Here is an 18,748-nt window from a genome sequence, read left to right on the forward strand (position 1 = left end):
TCACCCCAGCCCGATCCGCGACATCACGCTGCGTCCGGCCGATTCGATCGCGCCGAGCGGCTTCAGCGCCGTCTCACCCACCGCGACAAGCACTTCCACCCTGCCGACGACCTTCTCCAGACGGGCGACGACGTCGGCCATCCGATCCACGGTCGCATCGACCATGTTCAGGGTCGTACTCAGCTGACCCAGCGTGGAGTTGAGCGATTCGATCGTGCCGTCCAGGTCGGACAGCGTGCGGTCGAAGCCGTCGAGCGCCGAGCCCAGGTCGGTCAAGATCGTGTCGACCTGCTCGACGGTCACATCCGCATTGAGCGCGGCCTGCGCCAGCTTCCGGATTCGCTGACGCTCACCGGGACGCGCCCCCACCCCATGCACACCTTTGTCTGCCATGGCGTCATTATCGCTGTTCGCGCGAGGTACAGGGGGCAAATACGGGCACCCGCAGCTCAGATGTGCACTGCCGCGAGTCGCTGGGCGCGTTCTGCCAACTCTCGTCGGAGCGCAATCGGCTCGATCACCGACAACTCGATGTCGAAGGACAGCGACCACAGGATCCGTGTCGCGCGTGCCCCGTCGCCGAAGTGCAGCGTCACGCGCACCCCGCCGGCTGTCGCGGTCGCGTCGGAGTCGGGTTCCACGGACAGGACTGATACCGGTCCGCGCGTCAGGGCCTCCACCGATTCCGGTGAGCACTCGACCGTCACGTCGAGCGGGGTGAAGCGCGAGCGGAACGCATCCCTGCGCCGTTCCCACACCTGCTCCAGATCGACGGTGTCCGCACGGTCGGCGGGCTCGTCGAGAAGGCGCACCTCCGACATCCTCGAGATCCGGTACATACGTTCGGCCCCTTGGGAGTTCGCGACCAAATACCAGGAGTCACCGGCGACGATCAGCCCGATCGGATCGAGAACGCGTTCGGCGGGCTCGGCTCCGGGCCGCCGATAGACCACGGCAATCCGCCGGCCTTCGACGACGGCCTGTTGTACCGGCGGCAGCGCATCGAGGTCGTCGGCCGCTTTCACGAATCCGTCCGGGCGCACCAGGATTCGACGGGCCGCGTCGGCCACCTGCCCGCGGTGCGCATCCGGTAGGGATGCCTCGAGTTTGCGTTTGGCGCGCGCCGCCGCCGGCGAGTCGATTCGTCCTCCGCCGGAGAGCAGGGCGATCGATTCGTGCAGCGTCAGTCCCGAGAGGTCCGTCCGATATCCCGGAACCAACGCGAATCCGCCATGGCGGCCCCGTTCGGAGTAGACCGGCACACCGGACAACGACAGCGCCTCGATGTCACGGAGCACCGTGCGCTCGGAGACCTCCAGTTCCGTGGCCAGATCGGCAGCGGTCATCCGGCCCCGTGATCGCAACAGCATCAGGACCGACAACAACCGCTCGGCGCGCATGGGGAAAGTCTGTCAGGAAATCACGACAGAAGGTGTCAGCTATTGCCATCGTCCTATCCATGCGAGCCTCTGTGTGCGCGATCCACGACGGTTACCATTGGTGCCATGTCTGAACTGGGACGAGTCGTCAGCGATCCGGAGATCTGCCACGGACAGCCCGTGATCCGGGGGCTGCGCTACCCCGTGTCCATGCTTCTCGATCTCCTGGCGTCTGGGATGAGCCGGGAAGAGATTCTCGCCGACTATCCCGACCTCGAGGCCCAAGATCTGGTCGCCGCCCTTGAGTTCGGCGCGCTCACCGCAGGTGGCCATCCAGTTCCGTTCGACGCAGCGTGAGGTTCTTGGTCGACGCGCAGTTGCCCGCACGCCTGGCCGACCTACTGAACCGAGCCGGGCACGAGGCCATTCATTCATCAGATCTTGACGACGGCAATCGGACAACCGATCAAGAAATCTGCAGGCGAGCCGACCTTGAACACCGCACCGTCATCACCAAGGACCGCGACTTCCGCGACACCCATTTGCTCAGCGGCACACCACGATCAGTAACCTCCGCAGTGATTGCGCATCTGACATCTGTCACTGCCCCGGCCGGCATCGGTATGCGGCGGGTCAGACCGACAACAACCGCTCGGCGCGCATGCGAGAAGTCTGTCAGAAAATCACGACACAAGGTGTCAGGTATCGCGGGTTCACTGGTCCTCACCAGCCCGAAGAACCCGAAAGGACCTCCGTCATGACCAACACCCAGCCCACAGATCCCCGGCCCTACTACACCGCGGCCACCCAATGGGTCGGCGACCTGCTCGCCCACGTTCGCGATGATCAGCTCGACTCCCCCACACCGTGTGACGACTTCGACGTCCGCATGCTCGCCCGACACCTCAACGGCACTGCCCACCGGTCGGTCGCGCTCGCCGCCGGCGACGATGTTTTCGCCGTACCCAGCATCGACGAACACCACGATGCCGCCACCTATACCAACGCGACCGACCAAGCCGTGGCGCTCTGGTCGGATGACGCGAAACTCGTTGCACCGGTGCGGGTTCCGTGGGGCGAGGTTCCCGGCGCCGGAGCGCTGTGGGGCTATGTCAACGAAACCCTGGTCCACGGCTGGGACCTCGCCGTGGCCACCGGCCAGAACGCCGAGACCGAGCCGGCACTTGCCGAGACCACACTCGCGGTCGCACGGCAATTCATCCCGGCCGAGATCCGCGCCGACGACGAGGTGCCGTTCGACGCCGTCGTCGAACCCCGCCCCGAGGCGGGCGCCACCGAACGGTTGGCGAACTGGTCGGGGCGTGAGTCCGAGTCGTGGACGCGTGCCTGATGATCACGCCGTGCCTGACGATCCGCACCGCCACGTCGAAAATGTGCGAGCGTAGACCTCATGTCCTTCGACAACGCCTACGTGCGGGCATTCGCCGCGGCGCGCGTGGCTCGTCTGGCCACCGCGCGCGCCGACGGCACACCGCATCTGGTGCCCATCGTCTTCGCACTCGATGACGAGCGTCTCGTCACCTGCGTCGACCACAAACCCAAACGCTCCCAAGCTCTCAGACGCCTGGCGAACATCGAGGAGAATCCCCGGGTGTCGGTGCTCGTCGATCACTACTCCGACGAATGGGGGGAGCTCTGGTGGGTACGGGTGGACGGTCACGCGGTCGTCGTCGACGCCGCCACCGAGGAGGGCTCGACGGCGATCACCGCGTTGGCGGGGAAGTATCCGCAGTATCGCGAGCACCGCCCACACGGCGCGGTGATCATCGTGACCGGTCTGCGCTGGCACCACTGGTCCGCGCAGACCGGCGCCGTCAGCCCGCGTTGACCTTGGGCATGATTTCTTCGGTCAGTCGCTTCAGATCGTCCATCGTCTTCGAGGTCGGGACATCCCGGAACGGCGGCCACAACAGCGGCATCGTCATGCCGGCGTCCCGGTACCGCTTGAGGATGTCCTCGATCTGCTGGGCGGTTCCGGCAAGCAGATTGGACGCCTTGCCCGCCGGTGTCTGGTCGGTCGGCTCGTCGGTGATCACGAACCAGATCATGCTGCACATGTCGAAACCGTCCGGGAAGTCGTGTCCGAGTTCGTTGAGCTCTCGACCTATCTCACCCTTCCACCTCGCGATGTCCTCCGGCGAATCCTGGATTCCGATCCAGCCCTGCAGTCCGTACTTGGCGATACGACGCGCCGAACGCTTGGGGTCCTTGAGTCCGGAGAAGTAGATCGGCGGTCCGGGCTTCTGGATCGGCTTGTGCCCGAAGCCCGACAGCGGGAAGTCGGCGAACTCACCGTGGTACTCGAACAGGTCGTTGGACCAGATGCCCTGCATGATCTCGATCGTTTCCCGCACATGCCCGTGCCGGCGCGGAAACAGGTGGGAGACGCTGGCTGCAGCGAATTCCTCGGGCATCCAGCCACTTCCGATGCCCACGTTGAGCCGTCCGTTGGACAGATGGTCCTGGGTGGCGAGCTCGGCGGCCAGCACGCCCGGCGAACGGTACGGGGTATCGATGATGCTCATACCGATCCGCACCTTGCTGGTCTTGGCGGCCAGCCACGGAATCAGCGGCATTCCCTGGAACCACTTGCCGCGTGAGATGACCGGTAACCCATTGGGTAGATCGGCCATCATCCCGAACGGATACTCCAGTTCTTCGCGGTCGGACGCCTCGGGCACGACGATGCGGTCGAGGGTCCACACCGAATCGAAATCGAGGTCCTCGGCCAACGCGGTGAGGTCTTCGAGCTCCTTGACGGTCACCTCGTCGCGGAAGTTGGGGAGATAGAGAGCGAGCTTCATCGGTCGGCTCCTGATCATTGGCGGTCGGTGGTCGCAACAGCGGTACACCCGCGACGCTAGTGGCGAATGCTCAACCCACCCTCAACGCTGTCTCAACAGATCCTCAACAGGTGGCGGGTCCACCTCCACCGACGTTGCGCCACACTATCTTCGAGCCATGAATGAGCGGCCTGACGGCTCCACCGAGCCACCACCCGGGCATGAGGCAGGGGTACTGTGGGCTCCGTCGGCCGAGCGCATCGAACGCTCCGCCCTGCGTGCCTACCTGGACTGGCTGGAGCGCCGCGAGTCGCTGCAGTTCGCCGATCACGACGCCCTCTGGGACTGGTCGGTCGCCGACCTCGACCGATTCTGGACGTCGATCGTCGAGTACTTCGGTGTCGAGTTCTCGACCGGCCCGACTCGCATTCGCACCGCCGATCCCATGCCGTTCACCCGCTGGTTTCCCGGCGCCACCCTCAACTGGGCTCAGCGGGTGTTGTCCCGCGGAGCCGGCGACGACGTCGCGCTCGTGTGCGTACACGAAGGCGATCAGACAGCCCACGAGATCGGTTTCGCCGAGCTCCGCCACTCAGTCGGCGCCTTCTCCACCTGGTTGCGGCGTCAGGGGGTTGGGGTGGGCGACCGAATTGTCGCCTACCTGCCCAATACCGAACACGCGGTGATCGCGGCTCTCGCCAGCGCAGCAGTCGGTGCTGTATGGTCCTGCTGCTCACCCGATTTCGGCACAGATGGCACTGTCGGCCGACTCGCACAGCTCGAGCCCACGGTGCTGATCACCGTCGATGGATACCACTGGAACGGCCGGGTGGTCGATCGCCGCGACGTGGTGGCCCAGCTGCGCATCGACCTGCCGACGGTGCGACACGTGATCACCGTGCCGTACGTGTTCCCCGCGCCCGACACCGACACCGCGGTGCTCTGGGACGATGTCCTCGCCGAGCCGGGCGAGCTCACCTTCGAGCAGGTCGAATTCTCACACCCACTGTGGGTTCTGTTCACCTCCGGCACCACCGGCTCACCGAAGGGGCTCGTCCACGGTCACGGCGGCATCACTCTCGAGAACCTCAAATGGTCCGGTCTGTATTGCGGTGTGCGACCCGGCGAGCGCATGTTCACCTACACCTCCACCGGATGGGCGCTGTGGAACATGCAGCTCGGCGCACTCACCCAGGGCGCGGGCATCGTCCTCTACGAAGGCAGTCCGAGCCATCCGTCCGGCGCGGTGTGGCAGGTGGCGGCGCGGACCCGCGCGGACGTGATGCTCCTCGGTGCAGCAGTCGTGACAGCCTCCATGCACAGCGAGGCCGCCGCCCGCCACGACCTCGACCTTAGCCACATCCGGCAGGTGATGGTCAGCGGGTCGGCACTGGGCGCGGAGGGATATCACTGGCTGATGCGCACCATCGGACCCGAGGTACATCGACTCGACCAGTGGCGGAACCGATATCGCCGGTTCGTTTGTCGGGTCGAACGAATACTCCCCCGTTCGGGTCGGCCGCATCGGCGGCCGCCTGGCCGGGGTCGACTGCGCCGCATGGGATGACAACGGCGCGCCCGTTGTCGGCGAGGTGGGCGAGCTGGTCGTCACCGCGCCGATGCCGTCGATGCCGGTTCATCTGTGGAACGACCCCGACGCCACGCGCTATCTCAACACCTACTTCGACATGTGGCCGGGCGTGTGGCGGCACGGCGATTGGACCACGGTGCACTCCGACGGAAGCGTGGAAATCCATGGACGCTCGGACGCAACACTGAATCGTCACGGGGTTCGCCTGGGCAGCAGCGATTTCTACGATGTCCTCGACGGGATCGCGGCGGTCTCCGAGAGCCTGGTCGTCGGCGTCGATACCGCCGACGGCGGCTACTGGCTGGGCATATTCGTCGTCCCCGCAACCGGATTCGACGTCACCGATACGCTCCGACATCAGATCGCCGACACGTTGCGTGACCGATTGTCGCCACGCCACGTCCCCGACGAGATCGTCGCAGCGCCGGCCATACCGCACACACTCAACGGCAAGAAGCTCGAGGTGCCCGTCAAGAAGTTGCTCGCAGGACGCTCGCTGGAGCAGGCGATCAACCTCGCATCGGTCGACGATCCGGACGTCGTGCGGTGGTATGCGCGGTTTGCGAGCGAGCGGCGGGCCGTGTGGAACCGACCGGCAGCACCACGGTGAAGACCGCGCCGCCCGTGTCGGCGTTGGCCCCGGTGACCGTTCCGCCCATCGCGCGCACCAGTCCATGCGTCAACATCAGCCCCAGGCCGTAACCGCCGACGGGCGCGCCGGCATCCTCGGTGTCACGTGCCCGGGCGAACGGTGTGAACAGTCGCGGGAGGTAATCGGTGGGGATCCCCGATCCGTCGTCGACGATCTCGATGATGACCGACTCGGCGGTGGTCGCTGTGCGCACCTCGACGACACCCTCGCGTCGGCCGTAACGGATGGCGTTGCCGATGATGTTGAGCAACACCTGATTCAGGCGCCCCCGATCGGCCAGCACCACGGCACCGGACGGTACCGCCGACACACACGTGACTCCCCGGTCGGCTGCTGCCGCAGCCAACATCGGCAGGATCTCATCCAGCGACTCGGCGATGTCCACGGATTGGACCGACAGCGGTAGCACACCCGCCTCGGCCCGACTGATGTCGAGGACGTCGGTGACGACGCGCAGCAGATGGTCCGCGGCGACATTGATCCGCGACAGTGCTTCTCCGCGACGCTCGGCATCGAGATCGAGCGTGGTGAGCAACTCGGTGAAGCCCGTGATCGCCTGCAGCGGTGTGCGCACCTCATGACTGACCGACGCCAGCAGATCCGACTTCGCGGTGGCATGGTCTTCCGCGGTCTGCCTGGCGATTTCGGCCTCGAGTCGCGCTGCTCGCTCCGACTCCGCGGCCAGTCGCTCGGTGAGGTCGACGAGGTTGAGGACGAGCTTGGCCGGTTGGCCGTCTCGGCTTCGGACAACCGAGATCGAGGTCTCGACCGGCCGAGAAGCACCATCCCTGCGATGCAACTGCAGCTGCTGACGCGTATGCGTGTGCTGCCGTGCGACGCGACTCGCCGACCTGCGCTCCCGCTCCGTCCCGTCCGCGGAAACGAGGCCCCCGGGGATCACCGAATCCAGTGCACTGCCCATCAATTCGGTTGGCTCGTATCCACTGACCGCCACGAATGCCGCGTTCACTCGCTCGATCGTGCCGTCGAGGTCCAGCAGCGCCTGGCCCGCCGGATTCTCGTCGAAGGTCCGGCGGAACAGTTCTTCACTCTCGATGAGATCGCCGAGTAGTCGTCGGTGTTCGATGGCCACCGAGGCGAGATAGGTGAATCTGTCGACCAGACAGCTTTCTCTCGCATCGGGATGATGCGGAGTGTCGTGGTAGACGGCGAAGGTTCCGACCGTTGTCCCCGCCGGATCGGCGATCGGTGACGACCAACACGACCGGAGACCGGCCTGCTCCGCGGCATGCCGATAGTCGACCCATCGTTCGTCGGTGCGCACATCGACGGCGATGATCGGGATGCCGAGGTGAGCGGCGGTACCGCACGACCCGGCGCGCGGCCCCGGCGGCAGGCCGTCGATCGCGGCGAGATAGGACGTCGGGAGGCTCGGTGCGGCACCGTGTCGTAGCACGGATGCTTCGGCGTCCACGAGCAGGACCGAGCACCTCGCTCCCGGGATGAGCTCCTCGAGCGCACCGATGATCGCGGTCAGGGTCTCCGACAGCGGGGCGTCGGCCGCGACGAGCTCCAGGACCTCGGCCTGCCGCTGCACCAATACCGGATAATCCGACGGCGACAGTTCGTCGTCGGGTCCCGGAACCCGGCTCCCCGACATCGATCAACTCGGCCCGGAGGTGGGATCGAACTGATACCCCACACCCCGCACCGTTCGGATGAGTGAATCGGTGCTCGCGTGTCGGAGTTTGGTGCGCAACCGATGCACATGCTCGGTCACGGTCGGCTCTCCCAGCCACTCCCCTGTCTGCCACACCGAGTCCAGCAACTGGTGGCGGGTGAACACCTGACGCGGATTCTGAGCGAGGAACGCCAAGAGGTCGAACTCCTTGGCGGTGAGCATGACTCGCTCATCGCCGATGGTCACCTCACGGCTGACGACGTCGATCACGAGTTGTCCGATCTGCAGCACGGGCGCGGACGTCGTCGGGCCGGCCCGGCGGAGCAACGATCGGACGCGTGCAGCCAGTTCACCGGGAGAGAAGGGTTTCACCAGGTAGTCGTCGGCACCGAGGTCCAAACCACCGATCCGATCGGACTCACCGTTGCGCCCGGAGAGGATGATGACCGGCACATCACGCGGCGTCCCGGCACATCCGGCGCGGATCGCCTCGAGTACCGCCAACCCACCCACGGCCCGCAACGACAGGTCCAGTACCACCAGCAGCGGAACCTCACGAGACATGACCTGCAGTGCCGATGCCCCGTCGTCGGCCTCCACCACCGCGTATCCGGCATCGCAGAGCTGCCATCGGACCACGGTGCGAATGCCGTCGTCGTCATCGACGACGAGGATCCGCTGCTTCGCGGACGCCGTATCGATCACCCGCGCCGAAGCCGTACCGCTCGCTGGATCGTCCACGTTTCGAGACTAAACAGCCGGCACCGGCCTGTGCGGTGAGAACGGGAAAGCAGTCGAATGGGAACCCGCAGCATCCTGGGCACCGACACCCGCGTCGGTTCGGCGCGAGCGGGAATACCGCGCGCCTCCACCGGCGTTGATGCCATCGACGGTCCCAGAGTCTGCCCCGGGCCCCACCCCATTTGCCGCTTCGAGCGGCCGTTTGCCGAGAGGCGCATTGTCTGGGGCCGTCGCTCTCACAGAGACCGTGCCCGGACCGCCGACCAGCGGTCCGGGCACTGTGCTGTGGCGATGTCGGTGGTTCGGGCGGTCATTCCGGAATCAGCGACGGCACCAGGAATCGGCGCACCTTCTCCTGCAACCGTTTCAGTGCGTCGTCGGAACCGTCTGTCTGGCTGATGTAGGCGATCTCGATCTCGGCAATCCACTCGCAGAGCAGTCGCACGTCGACGTCCTTGCGCATCTCACCGAGCATCTGCGCTTCGGTGAGGATGGGAGCCCAGAGTTCGTAGGTGAGGTCGATGGCGGTTCCCGAGCGCCACAGCAGTTGCGTCGAGAGGGTCATCTCCTCCGGCGAGACGAGCAGATGCACCATCGGATCACGCCGACCACGGCGCACATTGTGGCCGATTCCCTCGACGATCTTGTCCTCGAGTGTCCGGCAGTTCGCGATGTAGGACCGTGCGGGTTCGATGTTCATCCGCGCGCGACGGGTCACCGAGGCCATGATCAGACTCTCCCGGTCGGAGAAATGCCGGTACACCGTGGCGCGCGACATCTTCGCGGCACGGGCCACATCTTCCATCGTCGTCTTGGTGATGCCGAATCGCTCGAAACACATCTCGGCCGCGCCGAGGATGGTGTTGGCGACCTCGTCGACCCCAGTCCCGGATCCTCCAGACCCGGACCCTGCAGACCCGGACCCTGCAGCCCCGGAACCGGTCGCGCTCAGGACCGGACCTCGGTGACAGCGTCGGAGGAGGGTGCGCCGGACGCGACCGGACCGGAGGCGACCGCAGCTCCGGGCGCGAAGGCGGGCAGGACGAAGTTGCGCAGCATCTCACGATGTGCCGGGTCGTCGGGCCGATCGAAGTCCAGCCGGCCGACGAGGATGAATTGCACCAGCGCAATCCATTCCGCGATCTTGTCCTTGTCGAGGTCGGAGCGGATCTCACCGCGCTCGATCGCCCGGTCGATCACCGGTCCCCACATCTCCGCGGTGAGCCTGGCTGCGAGTCCCGAACTGCCGACCAGCGGTTCGGCCATCTGCATGTGTTCGGGACTGACCAGGATGCGTACCAACGGATCCTTGCGTCCGCGATCGACCAGGTAGATCAGGCCCTCGACGAGCTGCTCGGAGAAGGTCGGCATGTCGAGGAGGAATTTGCGGGCCTTGACGAACAGCATCCGCGATCGGCGTTCGATCAGTGCCGCGATCAAGCTGTCACGGTCCCCGAAGTATCGGTATACGGTGGGCCGCGAGACCCCGGCCTCGCGGCCGATGTCGTCCATGGTCGTCTTGGCGACACCGTACCGTTGGAACACACGCTCGGCGGCGACCATGATCTGCTTGCGGGCTTCGTCCACATCCTCGCTGAGGACGTTGCCCGTCTTCCTGCGCGCCACGTCAGCCTTTCGTCCCTGGTATCCGAACCTCCACGATACAAGAGACGCAACCTGTCGAATGTCTGCACACTCCCCGCACCCCCGATGGGGTGAGAGGGGCGCCGATCAACGCACCTTGGAGAACCTGGTGTCGACGTCCTTGTACTCGTCGCGAATGACGGTCTTGGCGATCTTGCCGCTGGGCAGACGCGGCAGCGGATCCTGGCGGACGACGACGTATCGGGGCACCTTGAAGTCGGCCAGCACCTTCTCGCAGTGCGCGACGATCGCCTGGGCATCGACGTCGTTGGAGACGGTGACGATGGCTGCCGGGGTCTCACCGAACCGGTCGTCGTGGGCGGCGATGACCGCGACCTCCTCGACGCCGTCGATCGCCATGATCGCCATCTCGAGTTCCACCGGCGAGATGTTGATCCCGCCGGAGATGATCAGGTCCTTGAGGCGGTCGACGAACTTCACCCGGCCGTCGGAATCCATCACGCCCAGATCCCCGCTGTGCAGCCAGCCGTTCCGAAGGGCAGCGGCCGTGGCCGCCTCGTCGTTCCAGTACCCGGGCGTGACCCCTGGCCCACGGACGACGAGTTCGCCCTCCTCACCGGGTTGCGCGGGTTCACCGTCGTCGTTGAAGACCGTGACCTCGGTGAAGATGGACCCGGTGCCACACCGGTCCGGGAACTCGAGTGCCTCGGAGCGGATCGTCGCGGTCGCCACGCCGCCGGCCTCGGTCATCCCGTAGATCTGACGCAGCAGCACACCCTTGTCCGACCAACGCGTGAGCAGATCGGTGGGGACTGCCGCGCCACCGACGATCGCGGTCTTGATCGAGGAGAGGTCGGCAGTCGCGAATTCCGGTGCACGCGAGAGCGCTTCGAAGATCAACGGCACACCGAAGATGGCGTTGACCGAGTGCTTCTCCAACAGCGCCACGGCGTTGCTCGGGTTCAGTTCGGGCTCGATGATCAGCTTCCCGCCCAGCACGGTGGTGATGAGCAGTCCGTAGACCAGACCGGGAGTGAACGCCAGTGGCAGCACCAGCAAAGTCGTTGCGCCGGGCCGGAATCCCTCCTCGGTCAGGGTGTTCTCCAGCACGATCGACAACAGCGTCCGGTTGGTCAGGATGACCCCTTTGGACAGGCCGGTCGATCCGCTGGTGAACAGCACGGTGGTCGGTTCCTCCGGCTCGAGGTCGACGCGGAACCGGTCCGCCTCGCCCGACCGCAACCGCTGCAGCTCGTCGTACCCGACGACGTCGAAGGATTCGCCGATCGCCGCGGTGTCCTCGGCGAGCTGCTCGAAACCGGGTGCAACGATCACGAGTCCGATACCTGCGTCGTCGGCGATCTTGCGCAGTTCGGCCGGCTTGTATCGGCTGTTCAGCGGGACGAGCACACCACCGGCCTTCAGCACGGAGAGTGCGGCCACCGGCCATTCGAGCGCGTTCGGGCCCAGGACACCGACCCGATCACCGCGGGATATCCCATGATCGTGGACGAGCGCACGGGCCACCCGGCTCGTCCAGTCGCGGAGTTGGCGATAGTTCAGCTCGGACTCGGTGAACACCAGCGCGGTGGCATCCCCCTTGGTTCGCGCCCACCAGTCGAGGGCTGCTCCGATTGTCGCGGTCATGTGAGTCTCTCTGCTTCCGCCCGGCGGGTGACCGGGGTGTGGACGGGCTGGACGTAGTCTAAAGCCATTAGGATAATTCGGACACGGTTTTCGCTGATCCCGCTCTGGGTCAGCGCAATTCGTAACGCACGTCGGTCCGATCGTGCTGGAATCCGAGGAGTCGGCATACCCCGACGAGGTCGTCGTCGGTGGATTCGACGTGGATCTGGATCGCGTGGAGCCCCGCGTTCGACGCCACCGACGCCGCACCGAGCAGCACGGCGGTGATCTCGGCTCGATCGCGTGTCTGTGTCGACAGATGACGCACCGGTGCACACCGCCCGTATTCCTCGGAGTCGAGTGCGACGAGGCCGAGATCGACGAGGCCGCAGATCTGCCCGTCCTTACGCAGGGCCAACACCTGCCGCTGGATGCCGTCGCCGCCGAGGGTTCCGGCCAATGCGCGGGCTTCGGCGGCCTGGCCACCGGACTCCAATCGATCGGCATAGACGAGCACGTCGGGGGCATCTTCGACCGACAGTGCGTCGAGCGACCGTTCGGACTCGGTGCCGTCATGCGGCCGGATCAGTTTCCACACGCGCCGGGTGCGCGGGATGAGATTGCGATCGCCGATCCGCCCGGACGCCGGATGGTTCCCCCGCGCCCACGCCTGGACCCGATGGATACCGCTCCCGAGCCATCCTTCCTCGGCGGCCAGGTTCAGCCCGGCCTGTTCCAGCAGCAAGGTCATGATCCCGATGGACCGGAGGTCCGGATCGATGACGACGGTTGCGTCCCACCACTGTTCGCCCCGATCCACGAAGCGGATCATCCCGGCGATCCGTTCCGGGTCCGGTGGACCGTCGAGCGTATTGGGGCGCGGAAGCATCCAGATGACCAGATTGCGAACGTGATCCGGCTCGGCCGTCCGTGCCAGCACGTCGTCGGGATCGATGGTGTTGTACTCGGGCTCGGCATCGTAGGCGGCGGCCCGCTCGAGGAGTCCACGGAGTTCGGCGGCCTCCGACTCGTCGAAACCGTCACGCCATTCGTACTTGATCATCGTCGCACCGACCGGCTATGCGTTGTCGGCGCGACCCTGCGCGACCAGCTTCTTCGTTTCACGGCGGAACACCTGATTGGCGATCTCGTTGCGGCCCAGCAGCATATCCCCTGCATCAGCACTACCCATGCCGACCTGCGAATGGCGCAGCAGCGGGAAGTCCTCGTTGTGCAGTACCGCGAGCAGGATCTCCCAGTTCTTGTTCCACAACCGATCCCACTTCTCCGGCGGCATACCGCTGTCCTCGATCGTCGGGACGATCAGTCGCTGCTCCATCCGGGACTTCGTCGGATCGCTCGGGTGTGGCCGGAAGGTCAACAGCTGGAAGTGATCCGGCTGTCGCAACAGCGTGCTGTTGGGGAGCAGGAAATGCGTCTCGGTGACGTATTTGTCGAGATTGGCATCACCCGGATCCTCCTCGAGGAACCTGTCGATCGACTTGCGCGGCGCGATGAACCGGCAGTGGCGACCGAAGTCCTCGAACGCCATCACGTTGGTGTGGATGATCTTGCCTGCGGTGTTCGGGTGCGCGTACTGGATGTGGTAACCGTCCAGGAACGCGTCCTGCATGATCTTCCAGTTGGTCGGCTCGTCGAATCCCGCCGCGCGGAAGCACACCGAATCCTCGAGGCGATACTCCGACAGGATGCCGTCGATCTCGGGACCGAGCCAGTCGGCGACGTCGATCTGCGCCTTGGCGTTGTCGACGACCCAGATGAATCCGTGCCGCTCCTCGGTGGGGATCTCGATGAGCCCGTGCTCACTGCGGTCGATGTCACCGAAGGTCGAATCGCGGGTGATCGTTCGTAGCTTGCCGTCGGGATCGTAGGACCACCGGTGGTATCCACAGGAGAAGATCCGGCACCGGCCCTTCTCGCGCTCCTCGAGCATCGCACCACGATGGCGGCACAGGTTGACGAACGAGCGCACACTGCCGTCCTTCTGCCGCACGACGATGAGGTTGTTGCGCGGCATCTGCACGGTCATGAAGTCGTGCGCCTTGGCCAGCTCCGAACTGTGGGCCACAATCGAGGGCACCCGGCCGAAGATGTAGTCGCGCTCCTCCTTGGCCAGGACGGGGTCGGTGAACTCATCGGGCTCGAACGCGATGATCTCCTCGAACTTGTCCGTCGTCTCGTTGCGCAGCAACTCGAGCGCACGCCGGATGCGATCCTGGCGCGGAAGCGAAGTAGTCATGGCAGGTCCTCCGAAAGGGCTGTCGTAGGCCGGACGGGACGGGTGAACGGTGTCGTCCCGCAGTCACCTAAACCTACAACAAGAAGGTTTATGGGGCAAGGATGGTGCCTGATGGCGAGGTCGCCGGCCGCAGGGCGTGCGCACGCTGGGTGATACCGACCCGCAGCGTGACGACACCCGGGTGATAAGGCCGGCGACCCGTCATCCGGTGCCGGTCAGCTCTGCGGGGTGAACCGGATCGGCATCCGCACGCAGCCACGCACCTGACTGGAGTGGAAGATCGGCGGATCGGATTCCACCAGCTCGTAATCGGGAATCCGACGATGGATCTCCTCGAGCGCGATCGTCAGCTCGATTCGCGCAAGATGCGATCCCAGGCAGCGGTGCGGGCCGCCACCGAAGGACAGATGCCGATTGGGGCGACGGGCGATGTCGAGATCGTCGGGGTCCTCGAACTCCGAGGAATCCCGATTCGCCGAGCACAACATCAGGATCAGCTGTTCGCCTTCCTTGATCTGCATGCCGCCCAAGGTGGTGTCCCGCGTCGCGCGACGGCCGGGGACGACGGCGGCCTCGATCCGCAGGATCTCTTCCACCGCGGTCGGGATCATCGCCGGGTCCTCGATGATCTCGCGCCGCTGTTCGGGATTGTTGACCAGGTGCACGATCGCCCAGGCCAACGATCCCTGGACGGTGTGGAGTCCGGCGACGAGCAACAGGAAGAACATGCGGTTCAGTTCTTCGTCGGTGAGCAGGCGCAGCCCGTCTTCCATCTCGACCTCGGTGTGGATGAGCTGCGAGGTGATGTCGTCGCCGGGATCGGCGCGCCGTTCGTCGACCATCTTCTGGAAGTACCCGAGCATCTGCATGCCCGCGATCGCGCGCGCCTCCAACGATTCCTGTTCGGTTCCACCGGGTTTGCCGAACAGCACCACATTGGTGGCGTCGGTGAACAGTGGTGCGTCCGACACCGGCCAGTCCATGAGTGCCAGGAAGATCCGGGCCGGCAACTCGTGGGCGAACGACTCGACGTATTCGGTCTCACCCTTGTCGGCGAATCCGTCGAGCAGGTCGTTGACGACCTCACGGATGTCGTCGGACAACTTCTTCATCCGGGCGGGACCGAACAGGGGCTGTAGAGCCTTGCGATATCCGGTGTGCTCGGGCGGATCGAGTTCGATCGGGATGAACTTCCCGAATGCCTCGTTGGTCACCAGATTGTTGGGGTAGCTGGAGAATGTCTCCGCATCGCGGAGCACCTCGTGGATCTCCTGATAACGCGTGACGATCCAGTGGCCCCCGTATGCGGTCGAATAGACCACGGGTCCCTTGGCGGCCAACTCGGCCGCCTTCTCCTGGAAGACATCCACGGGTGTGGCGAGATCGGGTGCGTACACGTCGAAGTCGACGGTCACGTCCTCTCGCGATCGTTGCGCTGTCGTCATGACTGCTCCTCGGGGCTGTTGTCGGTGGGGTTCGCGACGTCGGTCAGGGTCAGCGCACGCTCCGGGCACAGTCCGACCGCTTCGGCGGCCTGAACCACTTCTGCATCGGTGAGCGCGCGATCCGGGACGATCGGGTCGCCCTGGTCGTCACAATCGATCAGTTCGGGCGCGGCGCCGTAACACAGTCCGTGTCCGGCGCAGGCACTGCGATCGACCACCAGGGTCTGCGAATGCGTGGCTGTCACGGCCATCTCAGGCGTTCGGGTTCTTCTGGTTCAGGTCTTCTTCGAACCACATGCCCACGCGGTTGAGCGTTCCGCCGTCGGTGGAGCCGATCGTCGCACCCGAGATGTAGGCCGAATCATCGGAGGCGAGGAACAATGCGACCTTCGCATTGTCGAGCAGTGACGGAGGACGGTTGAGCTTCAACGGGATCGGCGACACGTAGGGATCCCACGGACCGGCGACCTCCTCGTAGGACTGACCCACGACGGGCGATCCGGGCGGCATCAGGAAGTTGGGTGACATGCCGTGGGTGGGCGCCAAGGCGTTCACCCGGATTCCGTACGGACCGAGGTCCAGGCTCAGGCCGCGGACGAAGCCGTTGACGCCGGCCTTGGTGGCGCTGTAGAGCGCGATGTCGTGGTAGGCCACCAGCGACGCCGCCGACGAGGTGGCCAGGATGGTGCCACCACCATTGGCCTTGAGCGCCGGCACGGCCGCCTGCGCGGTGTAGATGACGCCGGTGAGGTTGACCCCGAGGACGTGCTGCCAGTCCTGTTCGGTCAGATCCTCGAAGAGCACGCTCTCGCCACCGGCGACGGTGGGAACGCCTCCGCGCGAGACGATTCCGGCGTTGGCCCAGGCGATGTCGAGCTTGCCGAACTTCTCCACGGTCTCGTTGACGGCGGCCACGATCTGATCCTTCTGGGCCACATCCGCGGTGATCGCGATCGCTTCGCCACCCTGCTGCTCGACCAGCTTGGCGGTCTGTTCGGCACGGTCACCGTCGATGTCGACGACGGCGATCCGAGCTCCCTCGGCCGAGAAGAGTTGGGAGGACTGGCGTCCCAGCCCCGAGCCGGCACCGGTGATAAGCGCGACTTTTCCTTCGAGTTTCATCGTGGGAATCCTTTGTTTCGAGAACGGACGAGCGGGTAGAGCAGTGACGTCCGCGGTATCGGCTGTGACGCGCGCCACCCTGCGTTCGAATGTAGGCGGTTTTACATGAGACGTCAAGCGACATTTGTCAGCAGCTTGGAATCGCGTATGTCGTTGCGCGGATCTGTGTTTCGCCGAGAGCCAACCCCGAGCGTGCATAAATGGAAACGGCCGGCCGTGACAGGGGACGTGCTGTCACGGCCGACCGGGTCGGAGGGGTTGCGCAGCCGTATCGCTACGGTGCGTCGGGTACGCGTATTCGGTTAGTGGACGTGTTCGGTCACTGGGCGGGCGCGGGGGCCGGCAGGTGGACGGTCTTGGTCTCGAAGAACTCGTCGAGTCCCTCGGGTCCGCCCTCGCGCCCGACGCCGGACTGCTTGTAGCCACCGAACGGCAGGGTGAAGTCGATGACCGAGGTGTTGACGTTGACGGTACCGGTCCGGATGCGCTTGGCGACCTCGAATCCGTGCTCGACGTCGGCGGTGAACACCGCGCCCGACAGGCCGTAGATCGAGTCGTTGGCGATCGCGACAGCATCATCCTCGTCGTCGTAGGTGATGATCGAGATCACCGGACCGAAGACCTCCTCCTGGGCGATGCGCATGTCGTTGCGCACGTTGTCGATGATCGTCGGCTCCACGAAATACCCATGATCGAAGCCGCGGCCGCCGCCGTGGACGACCTCGCCGCCCTCGGCTTTCGCGGTCTCGATGTAACTCTCCACGCGATCGCGCTGACGCTGCGATGTCAGCGGACCGAGGAAGTTCGTCTGCTCCCACGGATTACCCATCGGGATCATGCCCAGCGCCGCCTTGTACGCGGCCACCACCTCGTCGTGCCGGGCCCGGGAGACCAGGACTCGCGTCAGCGCGATACAAGCCTGACCCGATTGCATGCACCCACCCATCGGCACGTTGGCCATCACCGTCTGCAGATCAGCGTCGTCGAGGATGATCGCCGCGGACTTCCCACCGAGTTCGAGCGAGACCTTGGCCACCCGGTCACCGGCGAGACTCATGATCCGACGACCGACGGCCGTGCTGCCGGTGAAGGTGATGTGATCGACCTCGGGATTGGTGACCAGTTGTTCGGACACCTCGCGGTCGGCGGCGAGAACGCTCACCACCCCTTCGGGAATCCGTCCCTCGGCGACCAGCTCGCCGATCACGTCGGCGAACACCGACGGCGACAGGCATGCCTCCGGCGAGGTCTTGAGCACCACCGAGCATCCCGCCGCGAGTGCGGGAATGACCTTGAAGGCGATGGTGCCGATCGGGCCGTTCCACGGAATGATCACGCCCACAACGCCGGTGGGCTCCTTGAGGATTCGGGAAACACCGCCATCGGCGCGGGTACGTTCCTCGACGAGCGCCACCTTGCGCGCTTCGGCGGCCACCGCGCGGAACAGGCCGATCGTCATCTGCTGAGTCATCGCACTGACCGGAAGGGTCACCCCGACCTCGACGATTCCGAGGGTGGTGAGTTCCTCGGTGCGCGCCTCGAGCCGGGTGGCGATCTCATCGATGACGTCGGCGCGCTCGGTGATCGGGGTGCTCGCCCACGTCCCGTCGTCGAAGGAGGCCCGCGCGGCATCCACGGCGCGTGCCATGTCGTCGGCAGTCGCGGCGCGTACCCGGGCGGCAGTGCGTTCGGACCAGGAATCGACGACGTCGATCCATTCGTCACCGGATGAATCGACCCACCGTCCGCCGATGAAGACCTGCTCGCGGTCCTCGATGGTCGCGAGCTGATCGGCGGGGAGTTCTGTGGTTGTCATGTGTGGCTGCTCCTCGAGAGAGATCGGTGCGAGGTGGCGCGGTGAACGGTGTCCGGCCACCGGCG

At 65.4% G+C, this 18,748-nt stretch carries 20 protein-coding genes; 6 read left to right on the forward strand and 14 right to left on the reverse strand.

Annotated elements, in window-relative coordinates:
* Together GOPIP_RS26765 and GOPIP_RS26770 are read right to left on the reverse strand one after the other, a co-directional pair.
* Complete coding sequence (locus GOPIP_RS26765) at positions 1-393, reverse strand: hypothetical protein (RefSeq protein ID WP_006373021.1); 393 nt, start codon at positions 391-393, stop codon at positions 1-3.
* A 56-nt stretch (positions 394-449) separates the two neighbouring features.
* Positions 450-1,400 (reverse strand): helix-turn-helix transcriptional regulator, encoded by a 951-nt coding sequence (locus GOPIP_RS26770; protein ID WP_006373022.1) that lies wholly within the window; start codon positions 1,398-1,400, stop codon positions 450-452.
* A gap of 105 nt (positions 1,401-1,505) precedes the next feature.
* Here GOPIP_RS26770 and GOPIP_RS26775 point away from each other — a divergent pair, with 105 nt between their 5' ends.
* The 4 genes from GOPIP_RS26775 to GOPIP_RS26785 are packed head-to-tail and all read left to right on the forward strand — an operon-like array spanning position 1,506 to position 3,228.
* Positions 1,506-1,736 (forward strand): DUF433 domain-containing protein, encoded by a 231-nt coding sequence (locus GOPIP_RS26775; protein WP_006373023.1) that lies wholly within the window; start codon positions 1,506-1,508, stop codon positions 1,734-1,736.
* Positions 1,733-2,140, forward strand: coding sequence for a DUF5615 family PIN-like protein (locus GOPIP_RS28535; protein WP_081482573.1), 408 nt, complete (start codon positions 1,733-1,735; stop codon positions 2,138-2,140). Before GOPIP_RS26775 ends, GOPIP_RS28535 begins: the two co-directional genes overlap by 4 nt.
* Positions 2,137-2,730, forward strand: coding sequence for a TIGR03086 family metal-binding protein (locus tag GOPIP_RS26780; RefSeq protein WP_006373025.1), 594 nt, complete (start codon positions 2,137-2,139; stop codon positions 2,728-2,730). Before GOPIP_RS28535 ends, GOPIP_RS26780 begins: the two co-directional genes overlap by 4 nt.
* Positions 2,731-2,790: 60 nt before the next feature.
* Positions 2,791-3,228, forward strand: coding sequence for a TIGR03668 family PPOX class F420-dependent oxidoreductase (locus GOPIP_RS26785; RefSeq protein WP_006373026.1), 438 nt, complete (start codon positions 2,791-2,793; stop codon positions 3,226-3,228).
* On the opposite strand, the gene GOPIP_RS26790 is transcribed toward GOPIP_RS26785, so the two are convergent.
* On the reverse strand, positions 3,215-4,204 hold the full coding sequence (locus GOPIP_RS26790) for an LLM class flavin-dependent oxidoreductase (protein ID WP_006373027.1): 990 nt from the start codon (positions 4,202-4,204) through the stop codon (positions 3,215-3,217). The two genes, GOPIP_RS26785 and GOPIP_RS26790, sit on opposite strands and share 14 nt — an antisense overlap.
* Before the next feature lie 157 nt (positions 4,205-4,361).
* Here GOPIP_RS26790 and GOPIP_RS26795 point away from each other — a divergent pair, with 157 nt between their 5' ends.
* Both GOPIP_RS26795 and GOPIP_RS29660 read left to right on the forward strand, forming a co-directional pair.
* A complete protein-coding gene (locus tag GOPIP_RS26795) occupies positions 4,362-5,750 on the forward strand; it encodes an AMP-binding protein (RefSeq protein ID WP_006373028.1) in 1,389 nt (462 codons plus the stop codon).
* A 25-nt stretch (positions 5,751-5,775) separates the two neighbouring features.
* A complete protein-coding gene (locus GOPIP_RS29660; protein ID WP_006373029.1) occupies positions 5,776-6,384 on the forward strand; it encodes an AMP-binding enzyme in 609 nt (202 codons plus the stop codon).
* Here the strand turns inward: GOPIP_RS29660 and GOPIP_RS26800 are convergent.
* From GOPIP_RS26800 to GOPIP_RS26850, 11 genes are all read right to left on the reverse strand, one after another.
* Positions 6,284-8,047: a sensor histidine kinase gene (locus tag GOPIP_RS26800; RefSeq protein WP_006373031.1), complete on the reverse strand. Its 1,764-nt coding sequence runs from the start codon at positions 8,045-8,047 to the stop codon at positions 6,284-6,286. The genes GOPIP_RS29660 and GOPIP_RS26800 overlap by 101 nt on opposite strands.
* Before the next feature lie 3 nt (positions 8,048-8,050).
* Positions 8,051-8,809 carry a response regulator transcription factor gene (locus GOPIP_RS26805; protein ID WP_244421234.1) on the reverse strand — a complete coding sequence of 253 codons (759 nt, stop codon included), beginning with the start codon at positions 8,807-8,809 and terminating at the stop codon, positions 8,051-8,053.
* 310 nt (positions 8,810-9,119) lie between these two features.
* Complete coding sequence (locus GOPIP_RS26810; protein WP_085949138.1) at positions 9,120-9,668, reverse strand: TetR/AcrR family transcriptional regulator; 549 nt, start codon at positions 9,666-9,668, stop codon at positions 9,120-9,122.
* Positions 9,669-9,757: 89 nt separating this feature from the next.
* Positions 9,758-10,435 (reverse strand): TetR/AcrR family transcriptional regulator, encoded by a 678-nt coding sequence (locus tag GOPIP_RS26815; protein WP_006373035.1) that lies wholly within the window; start codon positions 10,433-10,435, stop codon positions 9,758-9,760.
* 105 nt (positions 10,436-10,540) lie between these two features.
* Positions 10,541-12,061: a class I adenylate-forming enzyme family protein gene (locus tag GOPIP_RS26820; RefSeq protein WP_006373036.1), complete on the reverse strand. Its 1,521-nt coding sequence runs from the start codon at positions 12,059-12,061 to the stop codon at positions 10,541-10,543.
* A gap of 109 nt (positions 12,062-12,170) precedes the next feature.
* Positions 12,171-13,103: an N-acetyltransferase gene (locus tag GOPIP_RS26825; protein WP_006373037.1), complete on the reverse strand. Its 933-nt coding sequence runs from the start codon at positions 13,101-13,103 to the stop codon at positions 12,171-12,173.
* 15 nt (positions 13,104-13,118) lie between these two features.
* On the reverse strand, positions 13,119-14,300 hold the full coding sequence (locus GOPIP_RS26830) for an aromatic ring-hydroxylating oxygenase subunit alpha (protein WP_006373038.1): 1,182 nt from the start codon (positions 14,298-14,300) through the stop codon (positions 13,119-13,121).
* 215 nt (positions 14,301-14,515) lie between these two features.
* Positions 14,516-15,745 carry a cytochrome P450 gene (locus tag GOPIP_RS26835; protein ID WP_006373039.1) on the reverse strand — a complete coding sequence of 410 codons (1,230 nt, stop codon included), beginning with the start codon at positions 15,743-15,745 and terminating at the stop codon, positions 14,516-14,518.
* A complete protein-coding gene (locus tag GOPIP_RS26840) occupies positions 15,742-15,996 on the reverse strand; it encodes a ferredoxin (protein ID WP_006373040.1) in 255 nt (84 codons plus the stop codon). Before GOPIP_RS26840 ends, GOPIP_RS26835 begins: the two co-directional genes overlap by 4 nt.
* A gap of 1 nt (position 15,997) precedes the next feature.
* Positions 15,998-16,867, reverse strand: a complete 870-nt coding sequence (locus GOPIP_RS26845; RefSeq protein WP_006373041.1) for an SDR family NAD(P)-dependent oxidoreductase — start codon at positions 16,865-16,867, stop codon at positions 15,998-16,000.
* Between the two features lie 319 nt (positions 16,868-17,186).
* A complete protein-coding gene (locus GOPIP_RS26850) occupies positions 17,187-18,683 on the reverse strand; it encodes an aldehyde dehydrogenase (RefSeq protein WP_006373042.1) in 1,497 nt (498 codons plus the stop codon).
* Positions 18,684-18,748 lie beyond the last annotated feature (65 nt).

Source organism: Gordonia polyisoprenivorans NBRC 16320 = JCM 10675, assembly GCF_000241325.1.
In the GTDB taxonomy this organism is placed as follows: domain Bacteria; phylum Actinomycetota; class Actinomycetes; order Mycobacteriales; family Mycobacteriaceae; genus Gordonia; species Gordonia polyisoprenivorans.